The organism is Pseudomonadota bacterium, assembly GCA_018817425.1.
GTDB lineage: Bacteria > Desulfobacterota > Desulfobacteria > Desulfobacterales > RPRI01 > RPRI01.
Genome location: JAHITX010000014.1, coordinates 83,577 through 101,658, shown reverse-complemented (window position 1 = coordinate 101,658; position 18,082 = coordinate 83,577). Strand labels below are relative to the sequence as shown.

The following is an 18,082-nucleotide window of genomic DNA, read 5'->3' as shown; positions in this document are numbered from 1 at the left end:
AGCTATGGCGAATATATTATCACAAGATGAAGTTGATTCCCTTTTAGGCGGGATAGACGAAGGAAGTGTTGAAACCGAAACCGATGTTCCGGAAACAGGCGGGGCAAATCCTTTATATGATTTTGCACAAAAAAGTCGCCCGGATCATTTAAAGTTGCCGGCTTTGGGTATGATAAATGAACGGTTTCTTAATCTTATAAACGAAAGCCTTCCTGACACTGTTGGTTTATCAGCCGATGTAAGTATTGATGATATTGATTCGATCAAGTTTGGTGATTTTTGCCGGTCTCTTCCTGTGCCTACCAGTCTTAATATTTTTAAAATGGAACCCCTTAAGGGGTTTGCACTTCTGGTTTTTGAGGGATGGCTGGTTTTTGCTTTTGTGGATACCCTTTTCGGAGGAAAAGGCTTAAGCCATGTAAAACTGGAAGGAAAAGGCTTTACTGCTATCGAGAAAAAGTTAGTAAGCCGGATCGTAGATATTATACTGGCGGATTTGCAAAAGGCCTGGGCTGATATCAAGGATTTGAAGATGGTTTGCGTACGTACGGAAATGGATCCTCAATTTGCAGGGATCGCTAAACCCACAGATATGGTTATTGCTACAAAGTTTGCTGTAAATGTAGGTAATTTTACCGGAGGAATGACTATCTGTCTGCCTTATGATGTGATTGAGCCGATTGGGGAAAAACTTAAAGATAATTTTCGGAGTGAAAAAGTTGAGGCAGACCATACATGGCGGCCGCACATAGAAAATAAAATTAAGGATTTGAAGGTCAACTTAAAATGTACACTGGGCAGAATAAAAATAACCGGCCGCGAACTTCTTGAGATGAAAACAAATGATGTACTGCTTACGAGCCAGAAAGTAGATGATCCGGTTCTTGTAAGTGTTGAAGATATAAATAAGTTTAAAGGTTATGTTGGGTCAATGAACAATAAGAAGGCAATAAGGATAGCAGAAACAGTATATTCGGAGTAAAAAATGGATAAATTAAATGATAATAACGGTGCAGATAGTAATGACGTACAGGATATGGAAGAGATAGAGTCAAATCAAAAATATGATATGGATCTTATTATGGATATCCCTCTCGAAATCCGGGTGGAATTGGGACAGGCCAAAATGCTTATAAATGACCTTCTCCAGTTGGGCCAGGGTTCGGTTATAGAATTAAATAAGAATATCGGAGATCCTATTGATATATTCATATGCGATAAACTTATTGCAAAGGGCGAAGTTGTGGTTGTGGAAGATAAATTCGCTATACGACTAACAAATATTATAAGCCCTACCGAACGTATTAAATCTTTGGCATAAGGGATTTGCAATGAACGGAATTTTCGAGGTCAATTTATTAAGTACGGGTTTAAAGACAGCAGCTATGCTCGCTATCGTGCTGGCCGTTTTAATTTCGGTTCTTTATATTATGAAAAGGTTTATGTTTTTTCAAAAAGGGGCCGGTAAAGAACAACTTATCAAGGTTATTTCATCAATGCATCTATCACCTAAAGAAAAAATTCAGGTAATTGAAATATCGGGTGAAAGGCTTTTGATCGGAATTACACCGAACTCTATAAATTGTCTGGCCAGGTTAAAGGATAGCAATGAAGATGATAAATAAATATATAAATACCGCAACTTTTATGCAATCAAGTAAAAAGGGTATAAATAATATATTATTTTGTTCTATCATTGTTGCTATGCTGTTAATACTGGGAGCAAAAAGCGTAGCGGCAGCCGATATTGCATTGCCTTCATTGCTTATAGGCGTTGAGTCAGCAGATAATCCTGAACAGGTGTCAGTACTGATTCAAATCCTTTTTTTATTGACCGTTTTAAGCCTTGCGCCGGCTATCTTGATAATGATGACTCCATTTACAAGGCTTGCTATAGTATTTTCCTTTTTAAGGCAAAGTATTGGAACCCAGCAGACTCCATCAAATCAGATAATAGCCGGTCTTTCAATGTTTCTGACTTTTTTTATCATGATGCCGCAATGGCAGGAGATCAACAACAATGCTCTGCAACCGTACCTGGAAAAGAGAATTTCGCAGGAAACAGCTATCAAAGAGGCTATGCTTCCAATTCGTAAATTTATGTTCAAACAGACACGGGAAAAAGATTTGGCAATATTTGTAAAAATGTCTAAAGCCGAAAAGCCGAAAACGCCGGAAGACATTTCTATGGCAACACTTATACCTGCTTTTGTTATAAGCGAACTTAAGACCGCTTTTATTATCGGATTTGTTTTGTTTGTACCCTTTTTGATTATTGATATGGTTGTAGCAAGCGTTTTGCTGAGTATGGGAATGATGATGCTTCCGCCTATTCTGATATCATTGCCGTTTAAACTAATGCTTTTCGTTTTGGTTGATGGATGGAACCTGATAGTAACCTCCATGGTAAAAAGTTTTCTTTAGAAAGAGGAATATATGTCGCCTGACATTGTGATAAATTATTTGCAGGAAGCAATTAAAACAACAATATTGGTTTCACTTCCGATTTTACTTATCGGGCTTACGGTAGGTCTTATAATCAGTATTTTTCAGGCTGTAACTCAGATTCATGAGATGACGCTTACATTCGTGCCCAAAATACTCGCCATATTTTTTGGAATTATGATTTTCGGAGGTTGGATGTTTGGGCATATCATGACTTTTACAATAAACGCTATTGAACAAATACCGAATTTTATAAGGTAACAATCTATATGGATCTGCTTAATATACAATATAGCGAAATCAAGATATTTCTTTTTATCCTTATAAGGATAGGGGTTATTTTATTTATGATGCCCTTCTTTAGTTCCAAAGTTATTCCGGTTATGGTAAAAGCCGGTTTGACGATTATATTGGCTATTATACTTTTTCCTGTAAGCGGTCCTTACACGGCAGTATATCCCGACTCACCATTGGGAATGGGCATCCTGATAATCGGAGAATTGATAATAGGATTGATTTTAGGATTGCTTGTCCAGCTATTTTTTGAAGGTATCCGCATTATGGGTCAAATAGCCGGAATGCAAATAGGGTTTTCCATAGCAAATGTTTTAGATCCTCAAAGCGGTATTCAGTCTTCTATTCTTTCCAATATAGCTTATTTACTTGCCATAGTACTTTTTCTTATTTTAAACGGACACCATATAATATTTAATGCGATCAGAGAAAGCTTTGCAATCATACAGCCGGGTTCGGTACACATAAACAAACAGGTCTTTACTGAGGTTTTGAAAAGATCCGGAGAAATGTTTTCTATAGCGATTCAGATAGGTGCACCTGTAATTGCAACTATTTTATTCATTCAGATTGCATTCGGCCTTATTACCAGACTTTTGCCTCAGATGAATGTCATGGTAGTGGCGTTTCCTGTTCAGATAGCAACGGGTCTGATTTTTTTCGGCATATCATTATGGGTAATGCTGCATTTTATAGAAAAATATCTGGGTAATTTAAACACACAGTTAATAAAGACGATGTTTTTGATCAATGGATAGATTGTAAGGATAGATAATGGCTGAAGAGTCAACCGAAGAAAAAACCGAGAAACCTACTTCTAAAAAAAGAGAAGAAACACGCAATAAAGGAGAGGTAGCTAAAAGCAAAGAACTTTCTTCTGTTGTTGTTCTTTTCTCAGGACTGTTTGCTATGGGAACATTCGGTTCTTTTATGCTTTCCAATATCCATGAATTGATGAAAGGAATATTTTCCAATCCAACGATAAATGACCAGAGCGTTACCGGTGTTTTAGAATTTATTCAACAATTTATTTTTTCATTTCTTGTGATCATAGGTCCTCTGCTTGCTGCTGTTTTTATCGGGGCTGTTTTGTCAAATGTAATGCAGGTTGGTTTCATGTTTTCGGGAGAGCCGATTAAGCCCAAGTTTTCAAAGTTAAATCCTTTGAAAGGATTAAAAAGATTGGTTTCCATGCAATCATTAATGGAGTTGGCCAAATCAATCGTAAAGCTTATCATAATAGGGGTAACGGCTTATTTAACAATAATACATGAAATGGATAATGTTTCCATGCTTGGAGAGTTGGGAATCGGGTCTATTTTTCAATATATTTTTTCCATTGTTTTCAGAATATTTTTGCGTTGTTCAATTGCTATGGCAGTACTTGCGGTACTTGATTATGGCTATCAAAAATGGGAGTTTGAAAAAAAATTAAAAATGGGCAAGCAGGAAATTAAAGATGAATATAAAAAGACAGACGGCGATCCGCTGGTCAAATCAAGAATAAAAACTATTCAAATGGAAATGGCCAGAAAAAGAATGATGCAGGCAGTTCCTGAGGCAGATGTGATTATAACGAACCCGACTCATTTTGCGGTTGCACTTAAATACGACAGTCTCAATATGAATGCTCCTAAACTAGTGGCAAAAGGTGCGGGTGAAATTGCCGGACGTATTAAAAGCCTTGCCGCAGAGCATAATGTGCCGGTGGTAGAAAACAAGGAGCTTGCCAGAAATATATACAAGCTTGTGGAAATCGGAAGTGAAATTCCGACTGAATTATTTCAGGCTGTAGCCGAGGTTCTGGCGTATATTTACAAATTAAAAGGCAAATATAATAAATAAATTATACTTGTGGAGCGAAAAGTAATGGAAGAAGTTGCAGGTATAAAACCAGGTGCTGCGTCAAGCAGTGAAATATTAACAGCTGCAGGGGTTATCGGAATTCTTCTGGTAATGATCATTCCGGTGCCACCTATGATGCTTGATTTTCTTCTGGCTATAAATATTACTCTTGCAGTTACCATTATGCTTATTTCCATGTTCACTCTTACACCGCTTGATTTCTCAATATTTCCAACATTGCTGTTGCTTACAACTCTTTTCAGATTGTCTTTAAATGTGGCTTCAACCCGGTTAATACTTCTGCACGGAAATGAAAGTACGAATGCAGCAGGAAAAGTTATTATGTCGTTCGGTAACTTTGTGGTAGGCGGCAACTTTGTAGTAGGTATGATTATTTTTATAATACTTGTCATAGTTAATTTTATTGTAATTACCAAGGGTGCTTCAAGAATCGCAGAAGTTGCAGCAAGATTTACCCTTGATGCAATGCCCGGCAAGCAGATGAGCATAGATGCCGATTTAAATGCAGGAATGATAGATGAAAAAGAAGCCAGAAGGCGCAGAACAGTTATAGCTAAAGAAGCTGAATTCCACGGAGCCATGGATGGCGCGGCTAAATTTGTCAGAGGGGATGCTATTGCCGGTATTATTATAACATTGATCAATATACTTGGCGGATTTATCATAGGTGTGGTTCAAAAACAGCTCCCTATAGTTGATGCTGCACAAAATTATACACTGCTGACTGTCGGTGATGGTCTGGTATCACAAATTCCGGCACTTTTGATATCTACCGCAGCCGGTATTGTACTTAGCAGATCGGGATCAAGTGATACAATGGGCAAGGAATTCGGAGCCCAGTTTTTTGCCTATCATAAAGCGATGTATTTAGCCGCAGGCACAATTTTTTTGTTTGGGCTTATACCGGGGCTGCCACATTTTTCTTTTATGGTACTTTCCCTTTTTATTGCAGGTGGAGTATATTTCTATAGAAACAAAATGAAAACAGCTGAAGATGCGCAGGCAATTGAAAGTAAAGATATAGAAACTGAAGCCGCTCCGGAAGTAGTTGAACATCTTCTTATGGTTGATATCATGGAACTCGAGGTAGGATATGGTCTTATTGCGCTGGTAGATAAAGAGCAGGGAGGCGAATTTCTTGATAAGGTCCGCTCTATTCGCCGTCAGTTTGCAGTTGAGCTTGGAATTGTAATTCCACCTATTCATATCAGAGATAACCTTCAGCTAAACTCCTCCGAATATCAAATTCTTCTTAAAGGCGTAAAAATTGCGGGATCTGATTTGATGGTAAACCATTATCTTGCAATGGATCCCGGAGATGCAACCAGAAAAATTGAAGGAATCGAAACTTGTGAACCTTCCTTTAACCTGCCTGCCGTCTGGATTCCGAAAGCCAAAAAAGAAGAAGCAAATATAGCCGGTTATACCGTTGTTGATAATGTAACCGTAATGGCGACTCATTTAACCGAGATTATCAGAAAGCATGCGTGGGAACTTATGGGACGGCAGGAAGTGCAAAATCTTTTAAATAATCTCAGCAAAACATATCCGAAAGTAGCTGAAGAGCTGGTGCCGAACCTGCTTTCTTTGGGTGGGGTGCAAAAAGTATTGCAAAATCTGTTAAGAGAACAAGTTGGAATAAAAGACATGCTGACCATTGTAGAAACCCTTGCAGACTATGCACCTTTGACAAAAGACACCGAACTTTTGACGGAATATGTCCGCCATAAACTTGCACGTTCTATTATTTCTCCTTATCTGGATGAAAAAGGATACTTGAATCTTATAACAATTTCAGCTGATATTGAAAATATACTTCTAAAAAACATTCAAAAAACCGAACATGGATCATATCTTGCAGTAGAACCAAATATGGCTGATCAACTTTTGGAATCAATCAAAGAGCAATCGGAAAAAGCAATGATGCATAATATGCAACCAATTCTTCTATCAAGTCCTACTTTACGCAGGCATCTGAAAAAAATGGTGGAATATTTTATTCCTTCATTAAAGGTATTGTCACATAGCGAATTATTAAGTGATATGAAATTTACGTCAATAGGAGAGGTTAGATTAAACAGTGCAAATTCATAAATATAAAGCTAAGACAATTAGTGAGGCTATTTCTTTGGTTAAAAAAGATCTGGGTGCAGATGCTATGATTTTGTCTTCCAGAAAACTGAAAGAAAATTTAAATGACCAAATTTTTGAAATTGCTGCAATAGCATCTAGTACTGATACAGTTGCTTCCTCTTCCGGTTATTATGAAGATATGAAGTCAGAGCTTATGAACATCAAGGAAATGATATATATTTTGAATCATTCGGAAGGTATTGCCGATAAATTAATAACGAAACCGGATGCATTATCTATTTATGCGAAATTACTTAAAAACGGTATTAATGAAAATTATTCAAAAATGTTTCTTGCAAAAGCTGGAGCATTGAATAACGGAACACAGAATAATCTCAAACCCGTTAAAACGGAAATCATAAAGTCTATGATGGAATATATAGGAATTTATAAGCCTTTCGAAACCATAAACGGCAAACAGACTATTACTGCTATGATAGGTACTACCGGTGTGGGAAAAACCACAACTATAGCAAAGCTTGCTGCGCAGCTTACGTTAAAAAGCAAAAAAAGGGTGGGGTTAATTTCTATAGACAGTTACCGAATCGGAGCAATGGAACAGCTTAAGACATATGCAAATATTTTGGGAATCCCCTGTTTTCCGGCGTTTAACAGGAAAGATCTGATAACGGCAATAGGAAAGCTTGAAAATATGGATGCTATTATAATCGATACTGCCGGTCAGAGTCAATACGACAGACAAAGAATAGAAGAGTTAAAGAATATAATGACAGATGATTTGAAAATACAATCTCATTTACTTCTTAATATAGCAACTTCAGAAGATGAGATGAATAAAACAGTAATAAATTTCAGCCTTCTTAACTTCAAGGGATATATATTTACGAAGCTGGATGAATCAGAAAAGTACGGATCTATTATAAATCAATTAATGAAAAAACAGCTCCCGATATCATATCTGACAACCGGACAGAATGTTCCGGATGATATAGAGGAAGCTTCGAAAAGCAGGATAGCAAAGCTGTTATTTAATAATAATTAATCTAAATCTCGCACCAAATTTTTGTATAGTGTTTAAGTGTCTGAACAATGGGATATAATCAATAATTTGACTGGAGCTTACTTCAATGGATCAAGCGACAAATTTGAGACAAATGGTAGAAATTAAATCTCAAAACGTTTTCAAACTTAAAAAAGACAAAACAGCTGAATCGGGTAAAAACGCTAAAGGTCCCAGAGTTATTGCCGTTGCCAGTGGTAAAGGCGGTGTTGGTAAAACCAATATAGTTGTTAATCTCGCTATTGCTTTCCAGCGTATCGGCAATCGTGTTTTGATTTTTGATGCCGATTTGGGTTTGGCGAATATAGATATTATTTTCGGTCTCAATCCTAAGTATAATATCGAAAACATCATAAACGGGGAAAAGGAGCTTTCCGAGATTATTGTTAAAGGGCCTGAAGGCGTCGATATTATACCTGCAAGTTCTGGAGTTCAGGAATTGTCACAACTTACCGAAGGCCAGAAGATAAATCTCTTAAATGAGTTTGATATGTTGAATCGTAAGTATGATTTATTGCTTGTTGATACCGGCGCCGGAGTATCATCTAATGTTATGTATTTCACCCTTGCTGCTGACGAAAGAATGATAGTAGTAACTCCTGAACCTACTTCAGTAACTGATGCATATGCTCTGATAAAAATATTATATTTTAAATATGAAGTAAAAAATTTTTACTTACTACTGAATATGGTGAATGATGAAAAGGAGGCAAAATCCGTTTATGACAAATTCGTAAAAGTTGTGAACAGATTTATGGGAGGAATTTCCATTGAGTACGCCGGCTTTATACCTCGCGATAATTTATTAAGGGAAGCTGTTGCACGCAGAAAACCGGTAATGCGCGCTTACCCGGAAGCCAAATCGTGCAATAGCTTTAGGCTATTAGCTAATCACATTTCAAAAAGAGATAAAAACATGCAAATTGACGGCAATATAAAATTTTTCTGGAAACGACTAATCGGCGGAGCCCCCGATGTTAACAATAAGCGCTGAAATAAATCGATATGTTGAAGCTTCTCAACTTAACCTTGAAGAAGAAAAGGAAAGTCGCAGAGAAGAACTTATCATAAAATATGCGCCGCTTGTTAAATATATCTCCGACAGGCTCGCGATTAGAATGCCATCGCATGTTTTAAAGGATGATTTGCACAGCGCCGGCATAATAGGTTTATTTGAAGCGATCGACAATTTTGATTATAGCAGAGGGATCAAATTTGAAACTTATGCATCTTACAGGATAAGAGGGGCTATTCTGGATGAAATGAGAAAACTTGATTGGGTTCCAAGATCTGTAAGAAAAGAAATTCAACAAATTGAATCTGCTATAACAGCACTTCAGATAAAGCTTGACAGAACTCCTGATGATGAAGAAATTGCACAGGAATTGGGGGTCAGTCTTGAAATTTACTATAAAATGGCAAACAGGACGAATAATGTACACCTTTTAAGCCTTGATGAGCCTTCTTTGAACACATCGATTACACCGGTTAGTAAAATGGAATCAGATACTCCATCACCGTTTGATAAAATCAAAAAAAGTGAGCTTAAAAAAGTAATTGCGGCTTCTTTGGAAAATTTGCCTGAAAAGGTACAATTGGTTGTTTCGCTGTATTATTTTGACGAGTTGACCTTGAAAGAAATTGCAGAAATAATGGGATTGACTGAATCACGGATATCCCAAATACACTCAAAGGCTATCATCATATTAAGAACGAAGCTGAAGGCATATTTTGAAGGTTAAGCATGGATCCGAATAAAAGTGATATTAATGAAGAACAATTCACCGGAAATGAACTCGATGAAGTGCAAAGCGATGAAAAGTTTAGCGGGAACGAACTCGATGAAGTACAAAGCGACGAACAATTTGCCGGAAATGAACTGGATGAAACACAAAGTGATGAAAACTTCTCTGGAAACGAGCTTGATGAAACTCTAAGTGACGAAAACTTCTCTGGAAGCGAGCTTGATGAAATTCAAAGTAACGGGAGCTTAACAGGAAATGAACTTGACAACTCGAAAGCTGATATCCAAAAGATCCAGGCAGAAGCTGAAAAGCCGGATAGTATAATAGACAAAGAACCGCTAGATAACAGTTCTTCCAAAAGAAAGAAAATATTATTTTCGGTAGATGCAATACTATCATTATTTAAGATAAAGAAAATTACGATTGTCCATAAAATATCCGCAATAGTTATTATGCTATGTTTTATAACAACAACTTTATATTTTTTTATCATAAGGCAGCCACAAGTTGAAAATAAGCCGATACCAATAGAGAAAACATCAGTTAGAAATGATAATTATGCATTAGTATTTGATACATTTATAGTTCCTTTTGAACAAAACAAGTATTACACATACATGCTGCTTGATATTTCTTTTGATATTCAGGAAAAAAAATTGCGCGAGGAAATGACCGGAAAACAAAACAAACTTAGAAAAATAATATATGACAAGATGCTGGATAAGATTAAAGGCGTCAAGTCTCTTCCACCCGTGGCTGAGATAAAGAATGATATCAAATCGGCAATTAATACGGTGCTTGAAAATGGAAGGATACAGGAAGTATTTATAACGAAATATCATGCTTTATAAAATAGGAACATAAAATCACATTGGATGAAGAATGAATATGAGGTTTCATTAAAACTAGTTTTAAGGAGGCCATACGGAAATTATATCCGTTAATGGATAAATAAAATGAGCAGCTCTTCAAACATTAATAGTATATTAAGCCAGGGAACAGCTATTAAGGAAATACAAAATGTCAGGAAAGATAATCTGGAATTAAACCAGCAATACGTTGCACAGCATTCTGAAATTCAGAAAAAAGAAAATAAAGAAAAGGTTCTGGAATCTAATGCCGGCGGGAATGTGGAAATCGGGAATGAAAATGAAAGAAAAAATCAGAAACGTCAAAATCAGAAACAAAAGGATAAAGATATGGCAGACAATGAATCAATACCTTTTGATGATGAACACATTATCGATATTACGGTGTAAATATGGCGATGTTTGACATTAAAGGTCTGGTAATTCTCTTAATAAGCATTGATATCTTTGCGATTATTGCCTGCATATATCTGATCGGAAAAATACGATCTATGCCAAAAGCAGAAAGATTTGAAGAAGGCATCAAACTTTTTGAATCTTTGCTAAATGATGCGGGTCAGATCAGCGGATGTTTCACTGAGCAGGTTACTGCAAAATACGATATGATAAAAAAGATCAATGCTCAGTTAGACAAGCGCATAGATAGTATTAATGTGTTGCTGAACAGGGCGAATATAATCCTTTCTGATACTGAAAAAAAATATGACCAGTCTAATCAGGATACAAAGTCCATTCTTCTTAAGCAAAAAGAAATAATAAAGCTTGATAGTCAAGGCTGTGATGTGGAAGAAATTGCAAACAGGCTTTTGGTCCCAAAAGGCGAAGTAAAATTAATTCTTGATTTGAATAAAAATCTGCCCGGCTTAAAATAGCAGTCATTCAGAATAACGCTTAATCGCCGTTAAGTCTAAGCAAAGGTCATAAAACAGGAGTTTGTTGTGATAGAAATTAACGGCCTGCCAAGTTCAGGAGTTTTGATTTATGACTCAGATCAACCGCGCTCGGCAAATACGGCCAGGTTTATTAAAAATGAAATTATTAAAGGAAGAGTTCTTAAACTTCTTGATTCAAATACTGCGCTTATCAATATAAAAGGGCGCGATTTTAGCGCAAGAACACAGGTTCCATTGAAAGTAGGTTCGGAAATGACCTTTAAAGTTGAGAAATTAACTCCGGTTCCGGAATTAAGGGCGCTTGGTATTCAATTTGTAAAACCCGAAGCTGCAAATATTTCAGCTATACTTTCTGCTTTAAAAGATAATTTATGGAAATCTGTATTTGATAAAATTTCAACCGTCAAAGGTTCGACGCCTGAGGAAATCTCATATAGTCAAATTATCGATAGTCTGCCTAAAAAGCTTTTGAAATCCGGCAAAACTGAATATGTCAAAGAGATTATAAACCGGTCCGGTTTGTTCTTAGAGTCGAAACTAAAACAGGCGATAGGGCCAAAGCCCTTAGAGCCTGAACAAATCAGGCAGCTCATAAAAAACGATATAAAAGGAATGCTTCTGGGCTTGATCTCAGAAACAGATGATGAGGATGCAAAACAATTATTATCAGTCATAAAGAGTTTGCAATTGCTTCATATATCAGGCGTTGAACAGGAAAGAAAAATGTTTATTCCTCTGCCGCTTTTATTGCCGGATGGTCATTTTTGTACTGCTCAATTGCTGTTTAAGCTTCCAAAGCTGTTAAAAGATATTCCTGAAGAGTCGGAAGAAAATGAAAACCCCCTGAAGATATCCTTATTTCTTGAACTTTCAAACCTCGGTCCGATCAAAGCGGATTTTACTTTAAAAGGCAAAACACTTTACGGAATGTTTGGAGCAGCAGTTGCCGAAACCGTAGAAATACTGGAAAATAGTATGGAATCTTTCAGAAATACTCTTTTGGAAAAAGGTTTTTACATACAGCATATTGAATGCCGGCTTAAAGAGCCGGAAATTATCAATGAACCACTCATATTTAATATAATTCAAACTACAGAAAACAATGTTAATCTGGTAGGATAGATGTCTTCAAGTAATGAATCCGATAAAGCAGTTGCATTAAGATATACTCCCGATCGTGAGAAAGCGCCGCGTATTATAGCAACAGGCAAGGGAAAGCTTGCGGAAAAAATCATCCAGATTGCAAAAGAAAATGATATCCATATTCACAATGACCCTGATCTTGTTGAGATGTTATCACAACTTAAACCGGATCAGGAAATTCCGCCTGAATTATATATGATTGTAGCGGAAATCCTTGCATTTGTCTATTCACTAAGCGGTAAAAAATTATCAGGGTAGGAAAAATATTCCCTGTTGTACGGGGTACAGCTTAATCTCTATTATCTTTTTTCACTACCCGACCTGTCATTGATATTTGGTAAACAAGCATAAACACTTTAAAATACATAATTCGTATATTATCAGCATAGTTGTATGTCTTCCTGCTTCCTGTTTTTTTACTTATAATAACCAAGTATTTTCACAAAAAAATAAACACTATATTCCTGATGCAATATGTTTCTGGCACCGATATTGCTTTTAATATTAAATAAATTCTTTCGAGTAATGATAAACAGGCAAAAAGACTTTTTGCGGTTGGAACAAATGGGAGTGGAGTGAAAAATGATATCAAGTAATTATAATTTGGTTGGAGGTTCTTTAATACAGCAAATCAGATTTGATACTCTTTCAAACAATCTTGCCAATATAAATACAAATGCGTTTAAGCAGGATATTGTATCTTTTGATCAAAATCTTTCCAAGAACATATCTGCAATCGATTTATCTTCAGGCCCTGTTGTTTACACAGGTAATTCATTAGATGTTGCATTGGAGAATCAGGGTTTTTTCAAGATCCAGACGCCTAACGGCATTAAATATTCAAGAGATGGATCTTTTGGTCTTAACAAAGACGGGATGCTGGTTAACCGCAACGGGGATCAGGTCTTGGGAGAGAATGGCCCTATAACTATAACCGGAAGAGATATTGCCATCGGGGGAGATGGCCGAATTATCGAAGACGGCAGCCCTGGTGATAAAATATTTATAGTTGATATTAAGGATTCAAAACTTCTGAAAAAAGAAGGGATGAATTATTTTATTTATACAGGAAACGAAAAAGATATTAAAAGTGCGGAGAAAGCCAGTCTCAAGCAAGGTTATATAGAGAAATCAAATGTTAATGTGACTGAAGAGATGGTAAGGATGGTAGAAACCTTCAGAACTTATGAATCCATTCAAAAAGCAATTCAAAGCACTGATGAGACAACAGGCAAAATGGTCAATGATTCTGAATTGCTTTAAATAAACAGGGGGTATTTATGTTAAGGGGAATGTGGTCGGCTGCATCCGGAATGGATGCACAGAAAATGATGATTGATGTTATTTCAAATAATCTTGCCAACGTTAATACCGTAGGGTTCAAGAAAAGCAGACCTGATTTTCAGGATCTTATGTATCAGACTATGAGTCAGGGCGGATCAACAACTGCTTCCGGAGATCAGATCCCAGGAGGCATCCAGGTCGGTATGGGAACAATGCCGGTCAGTGTTCAAAAAATGTTTATACAGGGGGATTTCAAGGAATCAAAAAATGAACTGGACATGGCCATAGAAGGGAAAGGGTTTTTCAAAGTTATAAGTAATGACGAAGAAGTTTATACCAGGGCAGGCAATTTCAAAATGGATAAGGACGGAAACGTTTGCACTTCTAACGGAGAAAAATTACAGCCTGCAATGTCAATCCCTACCGATGCCATATCAATAAGTATTGACGGGACCGGAACGGTGACTACTTTTGACTCCTCCGGAACAGGAAATGTAGTTGGAGTGATTGAGTTATATTCTTTTGCGAATCCGGCTGGTCTTTTCAGCAAGGGACATAATCTTTATGGAAAAACCGATGCCTCCGGTGAAGCTATATCAGGTACCCCGGGTTCGGAAGGATTGGGCACAATCGCGCAAGGGTTTATAGAGATGTCGAATGTGGATGTAGTAGAAGAAATGGTGGCTATGATTATGGCCCAGAGAGCTTATGAGGTGTCCAGTAAATCGATTCAAACTGCAGACAATATGCTGCAGATGGCAAACAACATCAAGAGGTAGTTATAATGAACAGCTTTGTTCGCGCAACCATTATCATTATATGTCTTTTGGCTTTTGGAGCAATTTCTGAAGCCGGGTCAAATGGCAATCACCGGGGGGCAAAGATCTCTAATGATTCCAGCCAGACTATATCCGAAGCCGTATTCAGGAAAGCTTATAATAAGTTTATCAGTTCCCACCTTAAAAAACCAAATGACGATATTCTTTTGTCCAGATTCACTGTAAGCGGCAACAAAGCGCTGCCAGCCGGAAAAGTATCTTTGAACTTATTCAAGAAAGGTAGTGAAGAACTTAAAGGATATGTGCGATTGATTGCCATTGTCAGTGTGGATGACATACCAAAAACGGAAGTTAAACTTTCGGGCTGGGTTGATGTGTTCGATTCTGTTGTGTGCGCTTCTAGTAATTTAAATAAGGGAGACATTATTGCTGAAGAAGATATACACCTTGAAAGAATAAACATATCCCGTCTTAAATCAGATACTTTCAAAGATATAGATCAGGCAATCGGTCTTATGGCCAAGCACGATATAAGTGAAAATGCTTGCCTTAAAGATTGGATGCTGAAGAAAACACCGATTGTCAGCAAGGGAGATATGGTTACAATACTTGCGGAGCATGGAAGCATAAAAGTAACAGCACCCGGAAGAATTCTGGAAAAAGGTTATAAGGGTGATTATATCAGAGTTCAGAATGCGATGAGCAAAAAGAGCGTTTATGCAAAGGTTATTAACGGCTCTATCGTTACTGTAAATTTTTGAGGGAAAAATGATTTATAAAAACATTGCAACATTATGCATTTTGCTTGGTTTGATTACCGGTTGTTCGGCTGGTTCTCAATACATTAAACAGGCTGCAAAGGTTGAAATAAAAAGTCCTGACAAGCTCCCCTATGCTTATCAGCCGCCACAAGTATCAGAAGGATCTTTGTGGTCTGAATCGGAAGGGTCATTACTTTTCCCTGACAGAAGAGCGCGGCGGGTAGGTGATATTGTTATTGTAAGAATTGTTGAAGATCCTGAGGCAAACCTCAGTGCCAGCACTAGTTCCAGCAGATCATCTTCTGCGAACGCAAAACTGGAATTCTTAGGTTATATGAAGGCTCTGGCTGAAAAAAATCCGCGGCTTGCCCAGAATCCGGGAAGCGATGATCTGATAAATGCAACTTTTGGCACAAAATTTGACGGAAAAGGTTCCAGCAACAGAGACGGCCATGTCAAAGCATATGTATCTGCTGTAGTTTTAAAGGTTTTTCCAAACGGCAATTTATTTATAAATGGCAAGCGGGAAGTAAAAGTAAACAATGAAACTCAATATATTACACTATCCGGAATAGTAAGATCCGAAGATATCAGCACAGCAAACGAGGTTTCTTCAGCTTATGTTGCCGATGCTAAAATCTCTTATTCCGGGAATGGCCCGGTAGCGGATAAGCAAAGGCCTGGATGGCTGATGGGGGTTATTGATTATGTATGGCCGTTTTAAGATAGCATTTCTGCTGGTATTATTACTGTGCTTGTTTATTCCTTCAAGGGGATTTTCTGCCCGTATAAAAGATTTGTCTTCTATTAAAGGAATCCGTTCAAACCAGCTTTTTGGTTATGGTTTGATTATCGGTCTTAACGGCAGCGGCGATAAGAGCGGCACTACCTTTACAATTCAGGCTCTTGCCAACATGCTTGAAAAGATGGGAATACATGTGAGCCAGGATGATATGAAAGTAAACAATGTTGCGGCTGTGATGGTAAGCACTGAACTGCCGCCGTTTGCCAGGATCGGTAAAGATTTGGATGTGACGGTTTCATCTATTGGTGATGCCAAAAGCCTTCTGGGCGGGACACTTTTGCTTACCCCTTTAAAAGGTGTTGACGGCAAAGTATATGCGCTTGCTCAGGGGCCTATTGTTGTTGGCGGCTTCAGCTCAGGAGGAGAAGCTGGTGGGGGTGTAACAAAGAATCATCCTACAGTTGGACGAATAGTAAATGGTGCAACAGTTGAAAAAGAGGTTCTGGTGTCGCTTGAGAATAGAAACAATCTAACTCTTATGTTAAATAATCCCGATTTTGAAACCGCAACAAGGGTTGCAGATGTAATTAAGGCGCAATTCGGAGAAGATCTGGCTAAACCGTTAGATTCGGGCACTCTTAAAATCAAGGTTCCCGAAGCATACCAAAATGATGTTGTCGGCTTGATTGCTAAACTTGGCAATCTTGATGTTAAGCCCGATAATGTTGCCAAAGTAATAGTGAACGAGAAAACAGGCACTGTTGTTATTGGAGAAAACGTCACAATTTCAATTGTTGCTGTTGCTCATGGTAACTTGAATATACAAATAAAAGAGACAAAAGAAGTTTCGCAACCTCTGCCGTTTGGGGTATCACGTTCTGCAAACGCGGCGCCTGCACAGATGCCAAACGGAACGGTAGTTGCGCCAGGTGGGGCAACGGTTGTCAGTCCGGATACTGAAATAAACGCGGATGAAGAAAAAACAAGCCTGGTATTAATAAATAGTGGAAAAACTGTTGGCGAACTGGTCCGTGCTCTTAATGCTATCGGGGTTACGCCAAGAGATCTTATTACTATCCTTCAGACAATCAAAGCAGCAGGAGCGCTTCAGGCTGAACTGGAAATTATTTAAAAGGAGTAAAGAGATATGATTAAAGACATTATGCAGGCTCCTGTTTCAACAGATATTCAAAAAAATTCACCGGAAAAACTTAAAAAAACATGCCAGGACTTCGAATCGATTTTTCTGACTTATATGTTAAAGACAATGAGATCCAGCGCAACAGAATCAGGCACAGTAGGAAAGAGCCATGAGAGCAATATGCTTTATGCAATGTTTGATGAAAAATTAAGTGAACAGATGGCAGATAGCGGTGGGATGGGTCTTGCAGACATGCTTTTTGCGCAGCTTATGGATAGAAAATAAAAAATTTTGAGATTTTTGCTTCCGGCTGTTTGAGCCAGGAAAGAACATACATTATTATAATATAAATACTGTAAGTTATAACTTTTTATAAAGATAGGTTGTTAAGAAAAAAACTGGATTTGCCGATAACCAATTTGGAGAATTTGCTTTATGGACAATACTATAATTGAGCTGCTTGAAAATGGCCTGTATGAAGGGATATCTCTTTATGATGAGCTTCTTGCCTGTTTTAAAAAGGAAAAAGAAGTATTGGCAAATATGGATTTGGATAATCTTTGGGATATATCAAAAGAAAAAACCAACGTATGTGCAAAGATAAATTTCACAGAGCAAAAAGTTTTTTCCGCTATTCGTTCTGAATTGGAAATACAGCATTTTGCCGGATCAGAACAGGTCACCGATTTTAACAGATGGTCACAATATCCTGCTCTTATTACAGAAATAATACAGGAAAAGGATAGGCCGAGATTTCAGAAATTATATTATACGCTGCAAAACATTAAAAGCGAGATTGATATGATGCGCAAAGTAAATACTGATACAATTGAGCATTCGCTTCAATTCCTTGATGAAATTATATCACTCATAACAGGACAGGCGCATCAGGAAGTTATATACAATGGAAGATGCAGATATAATCAGTCAAGAAACAGTATGTTTATGAGCAGGGAGGTCTGA

At 37.5% G+C, this 18,082-nt stretch carries 23 protein-coding genes; all 23 read left to right on the top strand.

Annotated elements, in window-relative coordinates:
- The first annotated feature begins 4 nt into the window (after positions 1 to 4).
- On the top strand, positions 5 to 982 hold the full coding sequence (gene fliM, locus KKC46_03535) for a flagellar motor switch protein FliM (GenBank protein MBU1052889.1): 978 nt from the start codon (positions 5 to 7) through the stop codon (positions 980 to 982).
- A 3-nt stretch (positions 983 to 985) separates the two neighbouring features.
- Positions 986 to 1,321 carry a flagellar motor switch protein FliN gene (fliN, locus tag KKC46_03530; protein ID MBU1052888.1) on the top strand — a complete coding sequence of 112 codons (336 nt, stop codon included), beginning with the start codon at positions 986 to 988 and terminating at the stop codon, positions 1,319 to 1,321.
- Between the two features lie 10 nt (positions 1,322 to 1,331).
- Positions 1,332 to 1,625 carry a flagellar biosynthetic protein FliO gene (gene fliO / locus KKC46_03525; protein MBU1052887.1) on the top strand — a complete coding sequence of 98 codons (294 nt, stop codon included), beginning with the start codon at positions 1,332 to 1,334 and terminating at the stop codon, positions 1,623 to 1,625.
- The gene (gene fliP / locus KKC46_03520; protein MBU1052886.1) at positions 1,615 to 2,424 is read left to right on the top strand and encodes a flagellar type III secretion system pore protein FliP; all 810 of its coding nucleotides are present in this window, start codon (positions 1,615 to 1,617) and stop codon (positions 2,422 to 2,424) included. The genes fliO and fliP overlap by 11 nt, the downstream gene beginning before the upstream one ends.
- A gap of 12 nt (positions 2,425 to 2,436) precedes the next feature.
- Positions 2,437 to 2,706, top strand: a complete 270-nt coding sequence (gene fliQ, locus KKC46_03515; GenBank protein MBU1052885.1) for a flagellar biosynthesis protein FliQ — start codon at positions 2,437 to 2,439, stop codon at positions 2,704 to 2,706.
- A gap of 8 nt (positions 2,707 to 2,714) precedes the next feature.
- Positions 2,715 to 3,497, top strand: a complete 783-nt coding sequence (fliR, locus tag KKC46_03510) for a flagellar biosynthetic protein FliR (GenBank protein MBU1052884.1) — start codon at positions 2,715 to 2,717, stop codon at positions 3,495 to 3,497.
- Positions 3,498 to 3,513: 16 nt separating this feature from the next.
- Positions 3,514 to 4,584 carry a flagellar biosynthesis protein FlhB gene (gene flhB, locus KKC46_03505; GenBank protein MBU1052883.1) on the top strand — a complete coding sequence of 357 codons (1,071 nt, stop codon included), beginning with the start codon at positions 3,514 to 3,516 and terminating at the stop codon, positions 4,582 to 4,584.
- 24 nt (positions 4,585 to 4,608) lie between these two features.
- Positions 4,609 to 6,699 (top strand): flagellar biosynthesis protein FlhA, encoded by a 2,091-nt coding sequence (gene flhA / locus KKC46_03500; GenBank protein ID MBU1052882.1) that lies wholly within the window; start codon positions 4,609 to 4,611, stop codon positions 6,697 to 6,699.
- Positions 6,686 to 7,741: a hypothetical protein gene (locus KKC46_03495; GenBank protein ID MBU1052881.1), complete on the top strand. Its 1,056-nt coding sequence runs from the start codon at positions 6,686 to 6,688 to the stop codon at positions 7,739 to 7,741. Before flhA ends, KKC46_03495 begins: the two co-directional genes overlap by 14 nt.
- Positions 7,742 to 7,826: 85 nt before the next feature.
- Entirely contained in the window at positions 7,827 to 8,753 is a 927-nt protein-coding gene (locus KKC46_03490) for a MinD/ParA family protein (GenBank protein ID MBU1052880.1), read from the top strand.
- Complete coding sequence (locus tag KKC46_03485; GenBank protein MBU1052879.1) at positions 8,734 to 9,501, top strand: FliA/WhiG family RNA polymerase sigma factor; 768 nt, start codon at positions 8,734 to 8,736, stop codon at positions 9,499 to 9,501. Before KKC46_03490 ends, KKC46_03485 begins: the two co-directional genes overlap by 20 nt.
- Before the next feature lie 2 nt (positions 9,502 to 9,503).
- Positions 9,504 to 10,355 (top strand): hypothetical protein, encoded by an 852-nt coding sequence (locus KKC46_03480; GenBank protein ID MBU1052878.1) that lies wholly within the window; start codon positions 9,504 to 9,506, stop codon positions 10,353 to 10,355.
- A 105-nt stretch (positions 10,356 to 10,460) separates the two neighbouring features.
- Positions 10,461 to 10,763, top strand: coding sequence for a hypothetical protein (locus tag KKC46_03475; protein ID MBU1052877.1), 303 nt, complete (start codon positions 10,461 to 10,463; stop codon positions 10,761 to 10,763).
- A gap of 2 nt (positions 10,764 to 10,765) precedes the next feature.
- Positions 10,766 to 11,245, top strand: a complete 480-nt coding sequence (locus tag KKC46_03470; protein MBU1052876.1) for a hypothetical protein — start codon at positions 10,766 to 10,768, stop codon at positions 11,243 to 11,245.
- 66 nt (positions 11,246 to 11,311) lie between these two features.
- On the top strand, positions 11,312 to 12,388 hold the full coding sequence (locus KKC46_03465; GenBank protein ID MBU1052875.1) for a flagellar hook-length control protein FliK: 1,077 nt from the start codon (positions 11,312 to 11,314) through the stop codon (positions 12,386 to 12,388).
- Complete coding sequence (locus KKC46_03460; GenBank protein MBU1052874.1) at positions 12,389 to 12,667, top strand: EscU/YscU/HrcU family type III secretion system export apparatus switch protein; 279 nt, start codon at positions 12,389 to 12,391, stop codon at positions 12,665 to 12,667.
- 324 nt (positions 12,668 to 12,991) lie between these two features.
- On the top strand, positions 12,992 to 13,672 hold the full coding sequence (locus KKC46_03455; GenBank protein MBU1052873.1) for a flagellar hook-basal body protein: 681 nt from the start codon (positions 12,992 to 12,994) through the stop codon (positions 13,670 to 13,672).
- A 17-nt stretch (positions 13,673 to 13,689) separates the two neighbouring features.
- Complete coding sequence (gene flgG, locus KKC46_03450) at positions 13,690 to 14,472, top strand: flagellar basal-body rod protein FlgG (GenBank protein MBU1052872.1); 783 nt, start codon at positions 13,690 to 13,692, stop codon at positions 14,470 to 14,472.
- Positions 14,473 to 14,477: 5 nt separating this feature from the next.
- Positions 14,478 to 15,233 carry a flagellar basal body P-ring formation chaperone FlgA gene (gene flgA / locus KKC46_03445; protein MBU1052871.1) on the top strand — a complete coding sequence of 252 codons (756 nt, stop codon included), beginning with the start codon at positions 14,478 to 14,480 and terminating at the stop codon, positions 15,231 to 15,233.
- A 7-nt stretch (positions 15,234 to 15,240) separates the two neighbouring features.
- A complete protein-coding gene (locus tag KKC46_03440; protein MBU1052870.1) occupies positions 15,241 to 15,957 on the top strand; it encodes a flagellar basal body L-ring protein FlgH in 717 nt (238 codons plus the stop codon).
- The gene (locus KKC46_03435) at positions 15,941 to 17,110 is read left to right on the top strand and encodes a flagellar basal body P-ring protein FlgI (protein ID MBU1052869.1); all 1,170 of its coding nucleotides are present in this window, start codon (positions 15,941 to 15,943) and stop codon (positions 17,108 to 17,110) included. Before KKC46_03440 ends, KKC46_03435 begins: the two co-directional genes overlap by 17 nt.
- Positions 17,111 to 17,125: 15 nt before the next feature.
- Positions 17,126 to 17,404, top strand: coding sequence for a rod-binding protein (locus tag KKC46_03430; GenBank protein MBU1052868.1), 279 nt, complete (start codon positions 17,126 to 17,128; stop codon positions 17,402 to 17,404).
- Positions 17,405 to 17,554: 150 nt separating this feature from the next.
- Positions 17,555 to 18,082, top strand: coding sequence for a flagellar protein FlgN (locus tag KKC46_03425; protein MBU1052867.1), 528 nt, complete (start codon positions 17,555 to 17,557; stop codon positions 18,080 to 18,082).